This window comes from Actinomadura chokoriensis, assembly GCF_039529475.1.
Taxonomy (GTDB): Bacteria; Actinomycetota; Actinomycetes; order Streptosporangiales; family Streptosporangiaceae; genus Spirillospora; species Spirillospora bangladeshensis.
Genome location: NZ_BAAAMW010000017.1, coordinates 34,729 through 49,432 on the forward strand (window position 1 = coordinate 34,729; position 14,704 = coordinate 49,432).

The 14,704-nt window shown below is 69.0% G+C and carries 19 protein-coding genes and 1 pseudogene; 9 read left to right on the forward strand and 11 right to left on the reverse strand.

The annotated features are described in order from the left end of the window. The first annotated feature begins 67 nt into the window (after positions 1-67). On the forward strand, positions 68-901 hold the full coding sequence (locus ABFX46_RS29775; protein ID WP_346047238.1) for a phosphoribosylaminoimidazolesuccinocarboxamide synthase: 834 nt from the start codon (positions 68-70) through the stop codon (positions 899-901). Positions 902-923: 22 nt separating this feature from the next. On the opposite strand, the gene ABFX46_RS29780 is transcribed toward ABFX46_RS29775, so the two are convergent. Beyond that, positions 924-1,313, reverse strand: a complete 390-nt coding sequence (locus tag ABFX46_RS29780) for a YccF domain-containing protein (RefSeq protein ID WP_346047240.1) — start codon at positions 1,311-1,313, stop codon at positions 924-926. 233 nt (positions 1,314-1,546) lie between these two features. Between ABFX46_RS29780 and ABFX46_RS29785 the strand changes: the two genes are divergently transcribed. Beyond that, positions 1,547-1,915 carry an HIT family protein gene (locus ABFX46_RS29785; RefSeq protein WP_346047242.1) on the forward strand — a complete coding sequence of 123 codons (369 nt, stop codon included), beginning with the start codon at positions 1,547-1,549 and terminating at the stop codon, positions 1,913-1,915. A 5-nt stretch (positions 1,916-1,920) separates the two neighbouring features. Here the strand turns inward: ABFX46_RS29785 and trxA are convergent, their stop codons facing one another. The 3 genes from trxA to ABFX46_RS29800 form a co-directional block, all read right to left on the reverse strand. Further along, a complete protein-coding gene (gene trxA, locus ABFX46_RS29790) occupies positions 1,921-2,235 on the reverse strand; it encodes a thioredoxin (protein ID WP_346047244.1) in 315 nt (104 codons plus the stop codon). Continuing rightward, on the reverse strand, positions 2,117-2,611 hold the full coding sequence (locus ABFX46_RS29795) for a MerR family transcriptional regulator (protein ID WP_346047245.1): 495 nt from the start codon (positions 2,609-2,611) through the stop codon (positions 2,117-2,119). Before ABFX46_RS29795 ends, trxA begins: the two co-directional genes overlap by 119 nt. Before the next feature lie 131 nt (positions 2,612-2,742). Further along, entirely contained in the window at positions 2,743-4,083 is a 1,341-nt protein-coding gene (locus ABFX46_RS29800; protein ID WP_346047246.1) for a carbohydrate-binding protein, read from the reverse strand. Positions 4,084-4,259: 176 nt separating this feature from the next. Here ABFX46_RS29800 and ABFX46_RS29805 point away from each other — a divergent pair, with 176 nt between their 5' ends. Next, the gene (locus ABFX46_RS29805) at positions 4,260-4,787 is read left to right on the forward strand and encodes a hypothetical protein (protein ID WP_346047247.1); all 528 of its coding nucleotides are present in this window, start codon (positions 4,260-4,262) and stop codon (positions 4,785-4,787) included. Positions 4,788-4,954: 167 nt separating this feature from the next. Here the strand turns inward: ABFX46_RS29805 and ABFX46_RS29810 are convergent, their stop codons facing one another. After that, positions 4,955-5,353 (reverse strand): ATP-binding protein, encoded by a 399-nt coding sequence (locus ABFX46_RS29810; protein WP_346047248.1) that lies wholly within the window; start codon positions 5,351-5,353, stop codon positions 4,955-4,957. Positions 5,354-5,489: 136 nt separating this feature from the next. Here ABFX46_RS29810 and ABFX46_RS29815 point away from each other — a divergent pair, with 136 nt between their 5' ends. From ABFX46_RS29815 to ABFX46_RS29835, 5 genes and pseudogenes are all read left to right on the forward strand, one after another. Next, a complete protein-coding gene (locus ABFX46_RS29815; RefSeq protein ID WP_346047249.1) occupies positions 5,490-6,290 on the forward strand; it encodes a helix-turn-helix domain-containing protein in 801 nt (266 codons plus the stop codon). Beyond that, positions 6,281-6,484 (forward strand): DUF397 domain-containing protein, encoded by a 204-nt coding sequence (locus ABFX46_RS29820; RefSeq protein WP_346047250.1) that lies wholly within the window; start codon positions 6,281-6,283, stop codon positions 6,482-6,484. The genes ABFX46_RS29815 and ABFX46_RS29820 overlap by 10 nt, the downstream gene beginning before the upstream one ends. Positions 6,485-6,704: 220 nt before the next feature. Beyond that, positions 6,705-6,863: pseudogene (locus tag ABFX46_RS29825) on the forward strand (DUF397 domain-containing protein); the annotation flags it as partial. A 147-nt stretch (positions 6,864-7,010) separates the two neighbouring features. Next, positions 7,011-7,574, forward strand: a complete 564-nt coding sequence (locus ABFX46_RS29830; RefSeq protein WP_346047251.1) for a Uma2 family endonuclease — start codon at positions 7,011-7,013, stop codon at positions 7,572-7,574. A 232-nt stretch (positions 7,575-7,806) separates the two neighbouring features. Further along, complete coding sequence (locus tag ABFX46_RS29835) at positions 7,807-8,223, forward strand: hypothetical protein (protein WP_346047252.1); 417 nt, start codon at positions 7,807-7,809, stop codon at positions 8,221-8,223. 7 nt (positions 8,224-8,230) lie between these two features. Here the strand turns inward: ABFX46_RS29835 and ABFX46_RS29840 are convergent, their stop codons facing one another. The 4 genes from ABFX46_RS29840 to ABFX46_RS29855 all read right to left on the reverse strand — a co-directional run bounded on the left by ABFX46_RS29840 (position 8,231) and on the right by ABFX46_RS29855 (position 11,231). After that, positions 8,231-9,139 carry an SDR family oxidoreductase gene (locus ABFX46_RS29840; protein WP_346047253.1) on the reverse strand — a complete coding sequence of 303 codons (909 nt, stop codon included), beginning with the start codon at positions 9,137-9,139 and terminating at the stop codon, positions 8,231-8,233. A gap of 235 nt (positions 9,140-9,374) precedes the next feature. After that, positions 9,375-9,842, reverse strand: a complete 468-nt coding sequence (locus ABFX46_RS29845) for an AAA family ATPase (RefSeq protein WP_346047254.1) — start codon at positions 9,840-9,842, stop codon at positions 9,375-9,377. Then, the gene (locus tag ABFX46_RS29850; protein ID WP_346047255.1) at positions 9,842-10,837 is read right to left on the reverse strand and encodes a nitronate monooxygenase; all 996 of its coding nucleotides are present in this window, start codon (positions 10,835-10,837) and stop codon (positions 9,842-9,844) included. Before ABFX46_RS29850 ends, ABFX46_RS29845 begins: the two co-directional genes overlap by 1 nt. 4 nt (positions 10,838-10,841) lie before the next feature. Continuing rightward, positions 10,842-11,231, reverse strand: coding sequence for a hypothetical protein (locus tag ABFX46_RS29855; protein ID WP_346047256.1), 390 nt, complete (start codon positions 11,229-11,231; stop codon positions 10,842-10,844). A 72-nt stretch (positions 11,232-11,303) separates the two neighbouring features. On the opposite strand from ABFX46_RS29855, the gene ABFX46_RS29860 reads away from it, so the two are divergent. Next, the gene (locus ABFX46_RS29860) at positions 11,304-12,212 is read left to right on the forward strand and encodes a 2-hydroxyacid dehydrogenase (RefSeq protein WP_346047257.1); all 909 of its coding nucleotides are present in this window, start codon (positions 11,304-11,306) and stop codon (positions 12,210-12,212) included. Between the two features lie 133 nt (positions 12,213-12,345). On the opposite strand, the gene ABFX46_RS29865 is transcribed toward ABFX46_RS29860, so the two are convergent. Continuing rightward, positions 12,346-13,440, reverse strand: a complete 1,095-nt coding sequence (locus tag ABFX46_RS29865; protein WP_346047258.1) for an NAD(P)-dependent alcohol dehydrogenase — start codon at positions 13,438-13,440, stop codon at positions 12,346-12,348. A gap of 10 nt (positions 13,441-13,450) precedes the next feature. Beyond that, complete coding sequence (locus ABFX46_RS29870) at positions 13,451-14,698, reverse strand: cytochrome P450 (RefSeq protein WP_346047259.1); 1,248 nt, start codon at positions 14,696-14,698, stop codon at positions 13,451-13,453. Positions 14,699-14,704 lie beyond the last annotated feature (6 nt).

A 14,704-nucleotide genomic window follows, 5' to 3' on the forward strand; every position in this document is an offset into this window, starting at 1 on the left:
TCGTGAGGCGCGCGGACGCCGCTGTGCCAGACTCCTATCCGGCAGGAACGGCAAGCTGAGGAGCGACATGGAGCTGATCCACTCGGGGAAGGTGCGGGACGTCTACGCGGACGGCGACGAGCTGATCCTGGTGGCGTCCGACCGGGTGAGCGTCTACGACGTCGTCCTGCCGACGCAGATCCCCGACAAGGGGAAGATCCTCACGCAGCTCTCCCTGTGGTGGTTCGAGCAGCTCGCCGACATCATCCCGAACCATGTCGTCTCGGCGACCGACGTCCCCGCCGAATGGGCGGGCCGCGCCATCCGCTGCCGCCGCCTCAGCATGCTCCCCGTCGAGTGGATCGCCCGCGGCTACCTCACCGGCCTCGGCCTCAAGGAGTACGAGAAGAACGGCACCGTCTCCGGCATCTCCCTCCCGGACGGCCTCGTCGACGCGTCCCGCCTGCCCGAGCCGATCTTCACCCCGACCACCAAGGCCACCGAGGGCCACGACGAGTTCATCACCTACACCGACGTCGTGTCCGAGATCGGCGAGGACACCGCCGCCCGCCTCAAGGACGTCACGCTGGAGATCTACAAGCGTGGCGCCGCCCTGGCCGCCGAGCGCGGCATCATCATCGCCGACACCAAGCTGGAGTTCGGCCGCGCCGCCGACGGCACCCTCGTCCTCGGCGACGAGGTCCTGACGCCCGACTCGTCCCGCTTCTGGCCCGCCGACGACTGGGAGCCGGGCCGCCCCCAGCACTCCCTGGACAAGCAGTTCGTCCGCGACTGGAGCAGCACCCTCGACTGGGACCGCACCCCACCCGGCCCCGCCATCCCCCAGGACGTCGTGGACGCCACCCGAGCCCGCTACACCGAAGTCTACGAACGCCTGACCGGCACCCCCTGGCCCTCCTGACCTCTGTCAGCTCGGTGGCGGGTTAGAAGCGGGAAGGGTCGTTGGAGGAGACGATCTCGTGGCCGAGGGGGGTCAGAGAGATCGGGATCAGCTTGAAGTTCGCGATGCCGAACGGGATGCCGATGATCGTGAGGCAGAGCAGGAGGCCGGTGAACAGGTGGCCGAGGGCCAGCCACCAGCCGGCGACGATGATCCAGATGATGTTGCCGATGAGGGAGCCGACGCCCGCGCCGCGCTTGGGGACGGTCGTCCGGCCGAACGGCCACAGCGCGAAGCCCGCGATCCGGAACGAGGCGATGCCGAACGGGATCGTGATGATGAGAATGCAGCAGATGATCCCGGCGACGACATAGCTCAGCGCCATCCAGAACCCCGCCAGGACCAGCCAGATGACGTTCAACAGCGTGCGCACGGCAACCTCCCGACTACAGCAGGACCTTGATCAGCATATGCGCCGCGGGCCGCGTGGTGTCGGCCGATCGGTGGAGTGGTGATCGGACGGCGTGGTCGCGGCGGCGTGCTTGCTGGAGGATGGGTGCTGTGGAACCGGCCGCCGGATGCCTTGCGTGTGAGCTTCTCGTTGGCGTTCGCCCTCTTCCCGGGGGACGTCTCGCGGAGTCGGCGGGGTGGGTCGTCGAGCACTCGGTGGGCCCGCTCGGCCTGGGAACGCTGGTGGTCAAGCCGGTACGGCATGTTCTCCATGTCGCCGCGTTGACCGATGCCGAGAGCGAGGCGTTGGGGCCGCTGCTCCGGCGGGCGGCCGCGGCGGTGACGGAGGTCGTCCGGCCGGAACAGGTCTACGTGTGCCTCTGGTCGCATGCGGATGCCGTGCCGGGTCACCTCCATTTCGTCGTCCAGCCGGTGGTGCAGGCGGACATGGCCCGTTATGACGCGTTCGGGCCCGCGTTGCAGATGGCGATGTTCCGTGAGGGGACGGTGCCGGACGCCAGTGAGGTGGAAGCCTTGTGCGAGCGGCTTCGTCCGGCATTGTCAGGTTCGGTCGGCGGGGCGTGACGTGGTCAGAAGTGGCCGTCCAGGGCGGCGAGCAGGGCGCGCTTGGGCTTGGCGCCGACGATCTGCCGGACGACCTCGCCGTCCCGGTAGAGGTTGAGGGTGGGGAAGCCCATGACGCCGTAGCGGGTCACGATGTCCGGGTTCTCGTCGCCGTTGATCTTCGCGATGGTGAGCCGGTCGCCGTGCTCGGCCTCGATCTGCTCAAGGATCGGCGCGATCATCTTGCAGGGCGGGCACCAGTCCGCCCAGAATTCGACCAGTACCGGCTTGCCGCCGCGCAGCACCTGCTCGTCGAAGTTCTCGCTGGTCAGATCGATCATTCGTCGCCTCCGTGGAGAGGGCGCAGCCCGGGCAGGCCCGCGCCAGCTGGTCGGCCACGTCCGCGCGCAGGCGGATCAGGGTGCGGATCTCGGCGTCGATCTCCGCGAGCTTGCGCCGGTAGACCGCGACCGATTCGGGGCAGGACGCGCCGTCTGCGTGGCCCGCGCGCAGGCAGTCGACGAACGGGCGGGCGTCGTCCAGCGTGAACCCGGCGGCGAGCAGCGACCGGATCTCCGACACGAGCCGGAGATCGGACTCCTCGTACTGCCGGTACCCGTTGGACGCGCGCCGCGCCGGCAGCAGCCCCTGCTGCTCGTAGTAGCGCAGCGTGCGGGTGCTGACGCCCGCGCGTGCGGCGAGTTCCCCGATGCGCATCCGTCCGTCCTCCCTTGTGGCCGTTCGCGACGCTATCCCCTGACACCGGCGTCAAGGTCAAGCCCGTTTTGGGACGGGTCGGGGGCCGGGGACGGGCCCGGCGGCGCGGTGCCGGGCCCGTCCCCGATCCGTCACCGGCCCTGCAGGCCGCGGACGTTGTCGCCGAACGTCCAGCCCTTCGAGCCGTCCCAGTTGATGGACCAGGTCATCAGACCCTTCAACTGGCCGTTGAAGTGGTTCCATGCCTGCCCGACGAGGCCGGTCGACATGTAACCGCCGCCGGCTCCGGGCTGCGCGGGCAGCCCCGGGACCTGCTTGTCGTAGGGCACCCGGATGGTGGTGCCCTGGATGACGAGGCCGTTGTTCAGGCACTCGGTCTGCTTCACGAAGCCCTCGACCGTCCCGGCGGAGTAGGAGTCACCGGAGCACCCGTACATGCTGCCGTTGTAGTACTGCATGTTCAGCCACCACAGCCGGCCGTTGTCGGCGTACTTCTTGATGATCGGCAGGTAGGCGCCCCAGATGGAGCCGTAGGTGACGCTGCCTCCGGTCACGTACGCGGTCTCCGGCGCCATCGTGAGCCCGAAGTTGGACGGCATCTGCGCGAGCACGCCGTCGATGATGCGGATCAGGTTCGCCTGGGACGCCGACAGCTGGCTGATGCTGCCGCTGCCCGACAGCCCCGTCTCGATGTCGATGTCGATGCCGTCGAAGTTGTGCTTCTTCAGGATCGGCACGACGGTCTGGACGAAGCGGTCCGCGACGGTGCTGGAACTGAGGTCGATGCCCGCGGTGGCACCGCCGATCGACATCAGGATGGTGGCGCCCGCCGCCTTGGCCGCGCACATCTCGGCGGGGGTGGCGACCTTGACGGTCGAGTCCATGCCGTCCTCCCACAGGACGGTGCCGTCCGAGCGGATGACGGGGAACGCCGCGTTGATGACGTTGTAGCCGTGCTGCTTGATGACCGGGTTGTCGATCGGCGTCCAGCCGAACGGCGGGTGGACGCCGTTGGACGACCCGTCCCAGTTCTCCCAGTACCCCTGCAGCACCTTGCCGGCGGGCTTCGACTTCACCGCACAGGTGTCGTCCCCGGGCGGCTGCGTGGTCGGTGGGGTCGTGGGGGGCGTTGTCGGGGGCGTGGTGGGCGGGGTGGTCGGCGGCGTGGAGCCGTCACAGGTACCGAGGTCGCGCCACAGCGTCGGCGTGGACGCCGGGTTCCAGTTGGCGCCGGGCCATGCGGTGTGGGCGACGAGCGCCTCGTAGCCGTGTCCGCTGTAGGTGACCTTGTCACCGGCCTTGTAGCTGGTGCCCTCGGCCCAGGCCGGATACGTGCAGGCGACCAGGGCGGCGGGCTGCGCGGACGACGGCGCCGACAGCACCACCAGCGCGCCCAGCGACAGCACCACCGCCGCCAAGGCCGACGCCAGCGCGGCGACGGCCGGGGACCATCGCTTGTACGTGATTCTCACGGGGACGACTCCTCCAGAACGGGGACAGAGGAGCCGGTGCAAGAGCCGAACAAGTCCCGCGAACGGAACTCTCCCAGGCGCAAGGCGCAAACGACCGGCATGGACGCCACCAGAAGAGTAACCGCGCCACCCCCGACCGGGAAGCCCCCACCGCCGTCCTGCATCCCTTGTCGGCGGTGGGCGGCAGGATGCGCCCATGCCGCACACGACACGTCCGCCGATCGTGGACATCACCGAAGACATCCCAGGGTTGGCCGCATACGCCCGCACGACCGTCCGGCCGCACCCGCGGCGCGGGAATCCGGGAGTCGGCGACAGCCAAGGACCTTCTGCAGATCCTGTGGTGCCCAAACCACGACGCGCTTTTCCCGGACGCCTCGATCAGCGTGCACTGGCGCCGCGCGGCCGATGTCACCGACGTCCTCACCGACCCGCCGACGCCGCACACCGCCGAGGACGGCATGGTGCCGTTCCCCGAACTCGAAGACTGGGATGTCGTCTACCCCGCCTACCAATACGGCCTGTCCATCGCGTCCGGCTGCAAGCTCGGCGGCGGAATGTCATGGGAGCTCACCGACATGGGCGACCCGCCAAAGTGCGACGAATGCGGCTCTGAGGCCCGCTCCGCTGGCGCCCGATCGAGGACGCCGATCTGGACGACGACGCCTACCGAGAGGCGATCGAACCGACCGGCATGCAGATAGGCCGCAGCCACGGCGGCTTCTTCGGCTGCCCCGCCGACCACCGCCACCCGGTGTCGTTCTATTGGCAGTAAGTGGCAACCCAGGAAAGGCAATGGGGAGCGGCTCTCGCGGACGGCTCCCCTGCCCAAGCGTGTCTGCGGTACGCAGGAACTACCTCCGCACCACCTTCATGTGCAGTCGATGACCGCGAAGACGACCTTGCCGACGTTGTCCGCCAGGGCGCGGATGCCCCAGCAGCGGGCGTACTGGTCGACGATGAACAGGCCGCGGCCCGTCTCGCTGGACGTGTCGGCCGCCAGCATGTGCGGGAGGCCGCAGGCGGCGTCCTGGACCTCCATCCACAGGGCGTCGTCCTCGGTACGGCTCAGCCGCAGGATCACGTCCTCGTCCCTCCCGGACGCCGCGTGCCGGAGGGCATTGGTCACCAGTTCGCTGGCCACCAGGCACGGCACGAAGTCGTCCATGCCCCATTGCCCCGTGACCAGCCGCACGAACCGCCGCACCTCCGCGACCACCCTGGGGTCCTGCTTCACCACCATCTCGTTCTCCGCCGCGCCCTGCCCCATGACCTCTCCTCACTGTGTGTGGCGTACAACACACATTGAGCCACTAACCCGACTAGAATTGGCCTTACCCGGCTAGCTTGGTCGGTGTAGGCAAGTCAGTAGCCAGACTGGCAAATGACACAGAGAGGTAAGAGCCATGCCTCCACGTCGTCAGCGACCCCGAGAGTCCCCCGCTCTCGTCGCCTTCGGCCGTCAACTGCGCCGAATGCGGGAGGCGAAGGGCGCCAAGCAGGAGACCATCGCGCACCTGACCAACCTGAGCGGCGCCCAGGTCAGCCGTATCGAGGCGGGCAAGAGACGCGCAAGTCGATCATTCGTCGAGATCGTGGACGACTACCTGGAGGCGAACGGCGCACTCATCAGCCTGTGGGAGGACTTGAACAAGGACGGTCACCCCGTACCGATCTGGTTCGACTGGCCCAAGATCGAAGGTGACGCCGTCGAGTTGACGTGTTACCAACTCTGCGTGATAGCGGGTCTCGCCCAAACACCGGCCTACGCCAAGGCGATCCTCAAGGGAAACGAAGAGGCCGTAGCTGCGCGGCTGGAGCGGCAGAAGATCCTCGACCGGGAGGACGGCCCCATGGTGACGTTCCTGGTCGACGAGCAAGCGCTGTACAGGCCAGTCGGTACCGCCGAGACGATGAGGGAGCAGCTTGAGCATCTGATCGCCCTCAGTGAGCGCCCCAACGTGACCGTCCAAGTCGTCATCGGAAGCGGCGAACACCCAGGAAACGGCAGCAGCTTCGTCCTGGCTACGATGGCCGATATGAGCCAGATAGCCTACATAGAAACGGCTATACGAGGGCTCACGACAGACGACCCCACAGACCTCGGGGAACTCGCACGCGTCCTGGTTGAACTCCGGAGCAGAGCGCTTCCGGCAGACATGTCGCGAGACTTCATCAGGAAGGTGGCCGAAGAACGATGGACCTGAAGAACGCCAAGTGGCGCAAGGCCAAGCGAAGCCTGAGCAACGGCGGAGAGTGCGTCGAGCTGGCGGACGTGGCCGGGACGGTCGGCGCGTCGGTGGTGGCGGTGCGGGACAGCAAGGACCCGCACGGACCCGTCCTTCTACTCACTCGCGCAGCCCTGCGCACGGCCGTCCAGTCCGCCACCGGCACGCGCTGATCACCGGGGAACACCCTCGCCAACCCACCCAGCGGCGGCGAGTCGTCCCGTCCCACCCACCCCGGACGACCCGCCGCACCACCCCTCCTCGACGGGTCCCGGCCCGTCCACCTACCCCAGCGGCAACCCCGACCAAGCGGACCCACCCACAGACAGACCCGACCGCGCGACCGACACTGACCACATGCATGTGGAGTGCCTCGACTAGCGCCGAAGCGGCCACAGCGGCTCTAACGGCGGCAACTGCATCGAGCTGGCAGACGTGGCCGGCGCGTCGGTGGTGGCGGTGCGGGACAGCAAGGACCCGCACGGTCCCGTCCTCCTGCTCACCCGCACGGCCCTGCGCACGGCCGTCAAGTCCGCCGCCGTTACACATTGACAGCGATCCCGCGCGCCACCACCTCCCAAGGCGACCGTACGTCGGTCCAGCCCTGGCCTTATGTGGTGGCACCGGCCTTCATGGACGGTGCGAGGCTACGTTGGGTGTCACGGCGCCACCGCCGCTGACACCACGAGGGGAACTCCGATGGCGGCGATGTCCGAAGAGTCGTCGATCGTCCGTGACGATCTGCGCAAGGCGTTCGCCGCCCTCGAAGTGGTGCCGGGCTTCCGCGCCGAACTGGTGGATGAAGAGATCATCGTGTCGCCGCCCCCCGACGGGCAGCACGAGACCATCGTCGTGGCCGTCGATGACTGGGTCCGGGATGTCCACGGTCTGCGGCTGCACCGCAACCTGACATTGATCAGTCCGGAGGGCGAGTACGTCCCGGATGGGATCGCCGCCCCCAAGGGTGCTTTCGCCGGGCGGGAATGGCACAGCGAGCCCGACGGCGTGGTGATGGTCGTGGAGGTGACCTCCGGCCGCCCACGTGATCGCAAGGGCGCCGAACGCGACCGTGGGCCCAAGCGCCGGGGTTACGCCGCCGCCGACATCCCGCAGTACCTGCTGATCGATCGGCTGGACGGCAAGGCCACGATCTTCTCCGAGCCGCGCGGCGGCGACTATGCCCACAGCGCCTCGGCGGCCCTCGGCGACGACCTGGCCATTCCCGAGCCGCTCGAAGGCGTCCTCCCGACCCGCGGCTTCTGACTTGTCGGCCACACCGGCTCGGTGGACGGTGCCACAATCTCGACAACGGTCGGCAATGCCCCAGCATCGTTCGCCCCTGACCCCATGAGCAGTTGGCGGCGCTCCTAGCGGCGGCCTCGTGCGACGGTGCCGTCCGCGCGGAACCGGCGGTGCTGTCTTCTCTTGGTCTTACGTTCGTGAGCGGGCTTTGATGTAGGTGAGTTCGGGGCGGCGTCCTGGAGGTGGTGGTTAGGTGGGGGCCTTCTGGCTGCGGCTGCTGGTGGGTGTCGGTGTCTTTATGGTCGTGATGGCGGGTGTAGGTCTTGGGGCGACGCTCTTCTGGTCTCCCGCCTTTGTCGCGTGGGCCTGCGTGTATGTGGCGATCGGCATCCTTACCGAGGCTTGGTTGCGGCAACGGGAGCGGGTACGGGGATGGGACATGGCGGACCGTCCCGTTCTGCAGCGTCCATTCGAATGGTCGATCGCCCTCGTCGTCATGGCGGCGCTTGTCGGGGGCGGCAAGACATACCTCAGCAGCCTGGCACCCGGTCTCATGATGTTTCTTATTCTCATTCCCCACTTGCGGCGTGAACGGCGAAGGGCTGCGGAGCGGGAGCGGGCCGAGGGGGCGGCCGGCTCGTCCGGCGATGGGGAGGGGGACGCGGGCTAACCGGGGGTCAGCGGGTGGTGGTCAGGCCGCCGGTAATGGCGAGGATCTCGCCGACGGTGTAGCTGGAGTCGGCGTCGGACGCCAGGTACACGTACGCCGGTGCCATTTCCTCCGGCTGCGCGACGCGTCCCATCGGGCCCTCGCTGCCGAGGTTGGCGAGCCCCTCCTCCGGCATGTTCGGGTCGGCGATGTTGAGGACGGTCCAGGTGGGGCCGGGGGCGACCACGTTCGCGCGGATGCCGTCCTTGGCCAGGTGGAAGGCGATCGACTTGGTGAAGTTGACGAGGGCCGCCTTGCTGGCCGCGTAGTCGATCATCGTGTCGCTGCCCTTGAGGGCCTCCTCCGAGGCGGTCGCGATGATGGAGTCGCCCGCCTTCAGGTGCGGGCGCGCGGCCTGGACGAGATGGAAGTACGAGTACACGTTCACCTTGAAGGACCGGTCCCAGTCCTCGTAGGAGAGTTGCGACAGGTCCAGTTGGCTGTTCAGGTGGGCCGCGTTCTGCACCAGGATGTTCAGGTCGCCCAGTTCCCGGACCGTCCGCTCGACGGCGTCGTAGCAGAATGACGCCTCTGCCAGGTCGCCGGGCAGCAGCAGGCACTTGCGTCCCTCGGCCTCCACTGCGCGGCGGGTCTCCTCCGCGTCCGGCTGCTCCTCTGGCAGGTACACGATGGCGACGTCGGCGCCCTCGCGGGCATAGAGCACCGCGACCGCGCGTCCGATGCCCGAGTCGCCGCCCGTGATCAGGGCGATCTTTTCGCGGAGCTTTCCCGCCGGGCGGTAGCGTTCCGCCTGGTAGCGGGGCTTCAGCTCGACGTCCTGCTCGTTGCCGGGCGGTTGTTGCCGCTGTTTGGGGTAGGGAGGCGCCGGTTCCGAGAGAACCTGTGGCTTCGTGTGGCCGTCTCCGTTGTCCTGCACGTTGTGCAACCCCCTGGGCGTCTGCGGTGGAAGGGGCAGGACCCCCATTCCTGTGGCGGGCTACCCGTGAAGTCGTCCGGCAAACGGAGCGTGTGCGGAGGGTCGAGCGTTCGCGGCAGTTATGCCGGGGGCGTCGCGGTGCCAAAGGGGGTGTCGATTGTGTAGCGCCGGTGGCGCCGCCACCGACGTAGCCCGCCGCTGCGCAGAGAGGCGACGACACCCGCCGCCAACGTGCTCATGGTTCTTCATCGGTCATCTCTCTGACGACGAAATCACCGTTGGCGGTGGGGACGACCGTGAATAGCGCGTCGAAGCCGTCTGCCGGACGTGGGCGGCGGAGGCGGTTGAGGGTTGTGTAGACGCCTACGTCCGGCACCTGGGTTTCGGGTGGGCGGACGGCGTTGCGGCGCATCGAGAGTGCGATGTCCGGCGGGAACCAATAGCCGATGATGCGCGCGTGGTGACGGCGGCCCACGGTGATGAGCGGCTGCCATTCGTCCGGGGACGGATTCGTATTATCGACCGCCACGTCACGGTCTTGTTCGAGGGCCTCGGATATGAGCCTCAGCTGGCGCGCCTGCTTGCGCCGGGCGCCCCTCGGGAAGAGGTCCTTGCTGACGTGGACGTGTCCGGCCAGGTGCCGTCGGTAGAACGTCGTCTTCCCGGACGCCTGAAGGCCGATCAGTATCGCCAGCTCGGGCATCAGCGTGGTGTCAGGGCACGTACCAGGTCGGCGGCGGGGCTTTCGGTCGTCCGGTGGAAGGATTCGCCCGCCCACAGGTTGACGCCCTCCGGATCGCCTTGGGCGGCGGACGCCTTGCGTAGCGGCGAGGTCACGTAGTGGACGTCCGGGTAAGCGGCCGGTGCGTGCGGCGAGTGTTCGGTGAGGAACCGGTTGACCAGGCCACGGGCGAGCCGTCCGCTGAAGGCTCGGGTCAGTGCGGTGGACGTGAAGCGCGGGTCCGCTAGGGCGGCCCTGTGGACGGCGCTGGCACCGCTCTCCGGACAGCGGACGAAGGCCGTCCCCAACTGGGCTGCCACTGCGCCCAGGCCGAGCACTTCGGCGACGTCGGTTGATGAGGCCAGACCACCGGCGGCGATGAGTGGCTGGGACGTCATCGCCCGCACGGAGTGAAGCAGCACCCGCAGCGGCAAGGGTTCGTCGGACGTGTTCGTGAACGACCCCCGATGCCCGCCCGCCTCGGATCCTTGCAGGCAGAGGGCGTCGGCGGCGGACGCTTGGCGTGCCTCGTCCACGGACGTCACTGTGACGACCACCACCACGTTCTGGGCCTGGAATGCCTGGATGACGTCCGAAGACGGGCAGCCGAACGTGAAGCTCACGAAGGCGGGCGGGTCGGAGAGGAGGTCGGCGACCTTCGCCTCGTAGGCGTCGTCGCGGGCGGCGGGCGTGCCGGGCGAGACGCCGAGGCGTTCGGCTTCGGGTGCGAGGCGGTCGCGGTAGGCGGCGACCTCGGCGGGGTCGATCTCGTCCGTCGACGGCATGAAGACGTTCATCCCGAACGGGCGGGACGTCAGTTTCCGGGTCGCGGCAATGTCGGCGCGCATGGCTTCGGGCGTCTTGTAGCCGGCGGCGAGGAAGCCGAGGCCGCCCGCGTCCGACACGGCGGCGGCCAGTTCGGGCGTCGACGGACCGCCCGCCATCGGCGCCTGCACGATCGGGATGTCCGTCCACATGGCGTTACCTCGTTTCCGGTTGGGCGGACGCTCCCAGCAGCCATCGCCGGCGCGGCCGTTCGAGGACGACGACCGCGAGGCAGAGGGCCGTCACGCCGATCGCGACCGGTATCGGCCAGGCCGTCCAGGACGCGGCCACGGCGGCGGCGAGTTGCAGCAGGACCAGCGCGATCGTGACGATACCCGGCACGGCGACGACGGTGCGGGCCTTGTCTCCGGGTGTCGAGAACACGGTCGGCAGGCCGATGAGCACGGCGACCGACGCGACCGCCAGCGGGACCGAGTGCGGCGCCAGCGCCCAGGGCGTCGCGATCCAGGCGGTCAGCTCGGCGAGGAAGCGCAGGACGGAGGCCGTCCGGCCGTCCGGTGCGGCTCCCCCGGGGCTCGTCCTCATGATCCGCACGATAAACCGGGGGGAAGACCGGGCGCCGACCCGGGGTTCCATGAACGGATGAAAGGGGGCGGCATGCGGGTGCTGCTGCATTACGACATGGACCACGCGGAGCCCGATCTCGACATCGTGAGCTGCTCCGAGCAGGACGACGCGCGGTTCGCCGAGCTGCTGCCGGACGCCGAGGTCATCTGGCATGTGCTGCGTCCGCTCACGGCCGCCGACATGGACCGGGCACCGAAGCTCAAGCTGATCCAGAAGCTCGGTACCGGCGTCAACACGATCGACCTGGACGCGGCGAAGGAACGCGGGATCGCGGTCGCGAACATGCCGGGGCGGAACGCGCAGGCCGTCGCGGAGACGTCGCTGCTGCTGATGCTGGCGGCGCTGCGCCGGGTCGTCCCGTTCGACGCGCGGACGCGGCGCGGCGAGGGCTGGCCCGCCGATCGGGGGCTGGTCGGCGGGGAGATCGCCGGACGGACGGTCGGGCTCCTCGGCGGCGGCGAGATCGCCACCCTGCTGCGCGGCATGCTGGAGGCGATCGGCGCGAACGTCCTGTACACGTCGCGGCGGCCGCGGCGCGACGATCCGTCCTGGCGGGAGCTGGACGATCTGCTGCGCGCGAGCGACATCGTGTCGGTGCACATCCCGCTGACCGACGAGACCCACCACTTGCTGGACGCCGAGCGGCTCGCGCTGCTGCCGAAGGGCGCGGTCGTCGTGAACACGGCGCGAGGGGCGGTCATCGACGAGGCGGCGCTGGTGGACGCGCTGACGTCGGGCCGCCTCGGCGGCGCCGGGCTCGACGTCTTCGAGAAGGAGCCGGTGGACGCGTCCAATCCGCTCCTGACCTTGGACAACGTCGTCGTCCTGCCGCACGTCGCCTGGCTGACCCGCGAGACCTGGGACCGGTACTTCGCGGTCGCCGCAGAGAACTGCCGCCGCCTCGCCCGAGGCGACGGCCTCCTCCACCGCGTCGTCTAGTGCGGTGTCCACGAACATCGACCGGTTCACCGCGTCGTTGACCTGCGGCGTGTTGTTGTTTTGGACGCGCTCATAACAACAACACGCCGCAGGTCAACGCATCCGGTGGACCTGGGGGCGGCCGCAGTAGGCGTTAGGGGATCAGGACCGGCTTCACTACCTTGCCGGACGTCGTGTCCTGCTCGGCCTGGTTGATCTGGTCGAGCGGGTAGGTCGTGATGAGGCGGTCGAACGGGAACCAGCCCTGCCGCCACAGCTCGATCATCTTCGGGATGAACGTCTGCGGGACGGCGTCGCCCTCGATGATCCCCTTCACCGTCCGGCCCATGAGCAGCAGGTTCGCGTCCAGGGTGTACTCGGCGGCGCCGACGCCGACGAGGCCGCAGACGCCGGTGGTGCGCAGCGACGCGACCGCGGTCGCGACGACCGCGGGGACGGCGGTGGTGTCGAACGAGTACTGCACGCCCTCGCCGCCGGCGAGTGCCCGGATCTGCCCGGCGATGTCGTCGTCCGCCCCGTTCAGGACGTGGGTGGCGCCCAGCTCGCGGGCCAGGTCGAGCCGCGACTCGTGCAGGTCGACGGCGACGATCGTGGTGGCGCCGGCGACCCGCGCGGCCATCACGGCGGCCAGCCCGACCGCGCCCGCGCCGAACACCGCGATGCTGTCCCCGGCACGGACGCCGAGCGAGATCAGCACCGAGCCCGCGCCGGTCTGGATGCCGCAGCCGAGCGGTCCGAGCTGCTCGATCGGGACGTCGCGCGACACCGGCACGACGTTGCGGACGGTCCCGAGCGCGTGGCTCGCGAACGACGACTGCCCGAACCAGCGGGTGTGGACGGCCTCGCCGTCGCCGGTGGTCGCGCGCGGCCGCCCGTCCAGCGGCATGGCGAGCATGTTGAGCGCCATCATCTGCGGGCACGCGCCGGGGTTCGCGGCGCGGCAGTTGTCGCACGTCCCGCACGAGTCGAACGACATGACCACGTGGTCGCCGACGGCGATGCCGGCGACGTCCGGGCCGACCGCCTCGACCACGCCCGACCCCTCGTGGCCGAGCACGACGGGCTTGCCGACCAGGTCGCCCGGCACGCGGCCGAGCAGGTCGGTGTGGCACATCCCGGTGCCCGCGATCTTGACGAGGACCTCGCCGGGGCCGGGGTCGGCCAGGTCGAGGGACTCGATCGTGTAGGGGGCGTCTGCGGCGCGCAGCACCGCGGCGTTGATCTGCACCAGGGATTCCTTAGGCGATGGAGTAGCGGATCGGAAGGCGCTTCAGGCCGCCGACGAACGTGGTCGCGATCCCTTCCGGCGTCCCGGCGATCTCGATGGACCGGAGGCGCGGCAGGAGTTCCTCGAAGAAAGCGCGGATCTCCATGCGGGCGAGCGCCGCACCGAGGCAGTAGTGGACGCCGAATCCGAACGCGAGATGCTTGTTCGGGTCGCGGCCGACGTCGAACCGGAAGGGGTCGTCGAAAACGTCCTCGTCCCGGTTCGCGGACGGGTAGGAGAGCAGGACGGCGTCGCCCTCGCGAATCGTCACGCCGCGGAGTTCGTAATCCCGGTTCGCGGTCCGCATGAACTCCTTGACGGGTGTCACCCAGCGGATCATCTCGTCCACTGCGAACGGCATCAGCTCGGGCTTGTCGCGGAGCCGTCCGAGCTGGTCGGGGTGCTCGATGAGCGCCCGCAGGCCACCGGAGATCGTCGCGCTCGTCGTGTCGTGACCGGCCGTCGCGACGATGACGTAGTAGGACGCGGTGTCGAAGTCGTTGAGGGGCTCGCCGTCGACCCGCGCGTTCGCGATGGCGGACGCGAGGTCGTCCGTCGGGTTCTTGCGGCGCGCCTCCGTCAGCTCCTGGAAATAGGCGAAGAAGTCGAGCAGGACCTGCAGTTTCTCCTCGTTCGTCGCGCCGCGCTGGAACTCGTCGTCATCGCCGCCGAAAAGCTCCTGCGTCAGCTTCAGCATGCGGCCGAAGTCGCTCTCCGGAAGGCCGAGCAGCGACAGGATGACGTACAGCGGGAAATGGACGGCGACCTCCTGGGCGAAGTCGCATTCGCCGCCGAGGTCCACCATCCGGTCGACGTACCGTTTCGCCAGTTCCTTGATGCGCGGTTCCAGCGCCCGCATCGCGCGCGGCCGGAACCAGTCCGCCCCGATCGCCCGGATGACCCGGTGGTCGGGGTCGTCCATGTGGATCAGCGTCCGCAGCGCGATGCCCTGCTCGGCCCGCTGCCGGTTCAGCTCGTCGAACTCGGCGGTGCCGAGCAGCGGCCGGGGCGCGTTGAGGAAGATCTGGTGGTTGCGCTCGATCTCCAGGACGTCCTCGTTCTTGGTGATCGCCCAGAACGGGGTGTAGCCGGGGGCGTCCACCCAGTGCACCGGCGACTCGCGGCGCAGCAGCGCGAGCGACTCATGGAACCGCCGGTCGTCCGCGTAGGCCTTCGGGTCGGCCAGGTCGAGGCCCGCCCGCTCCACGGTCAGCGTCATCGCTCC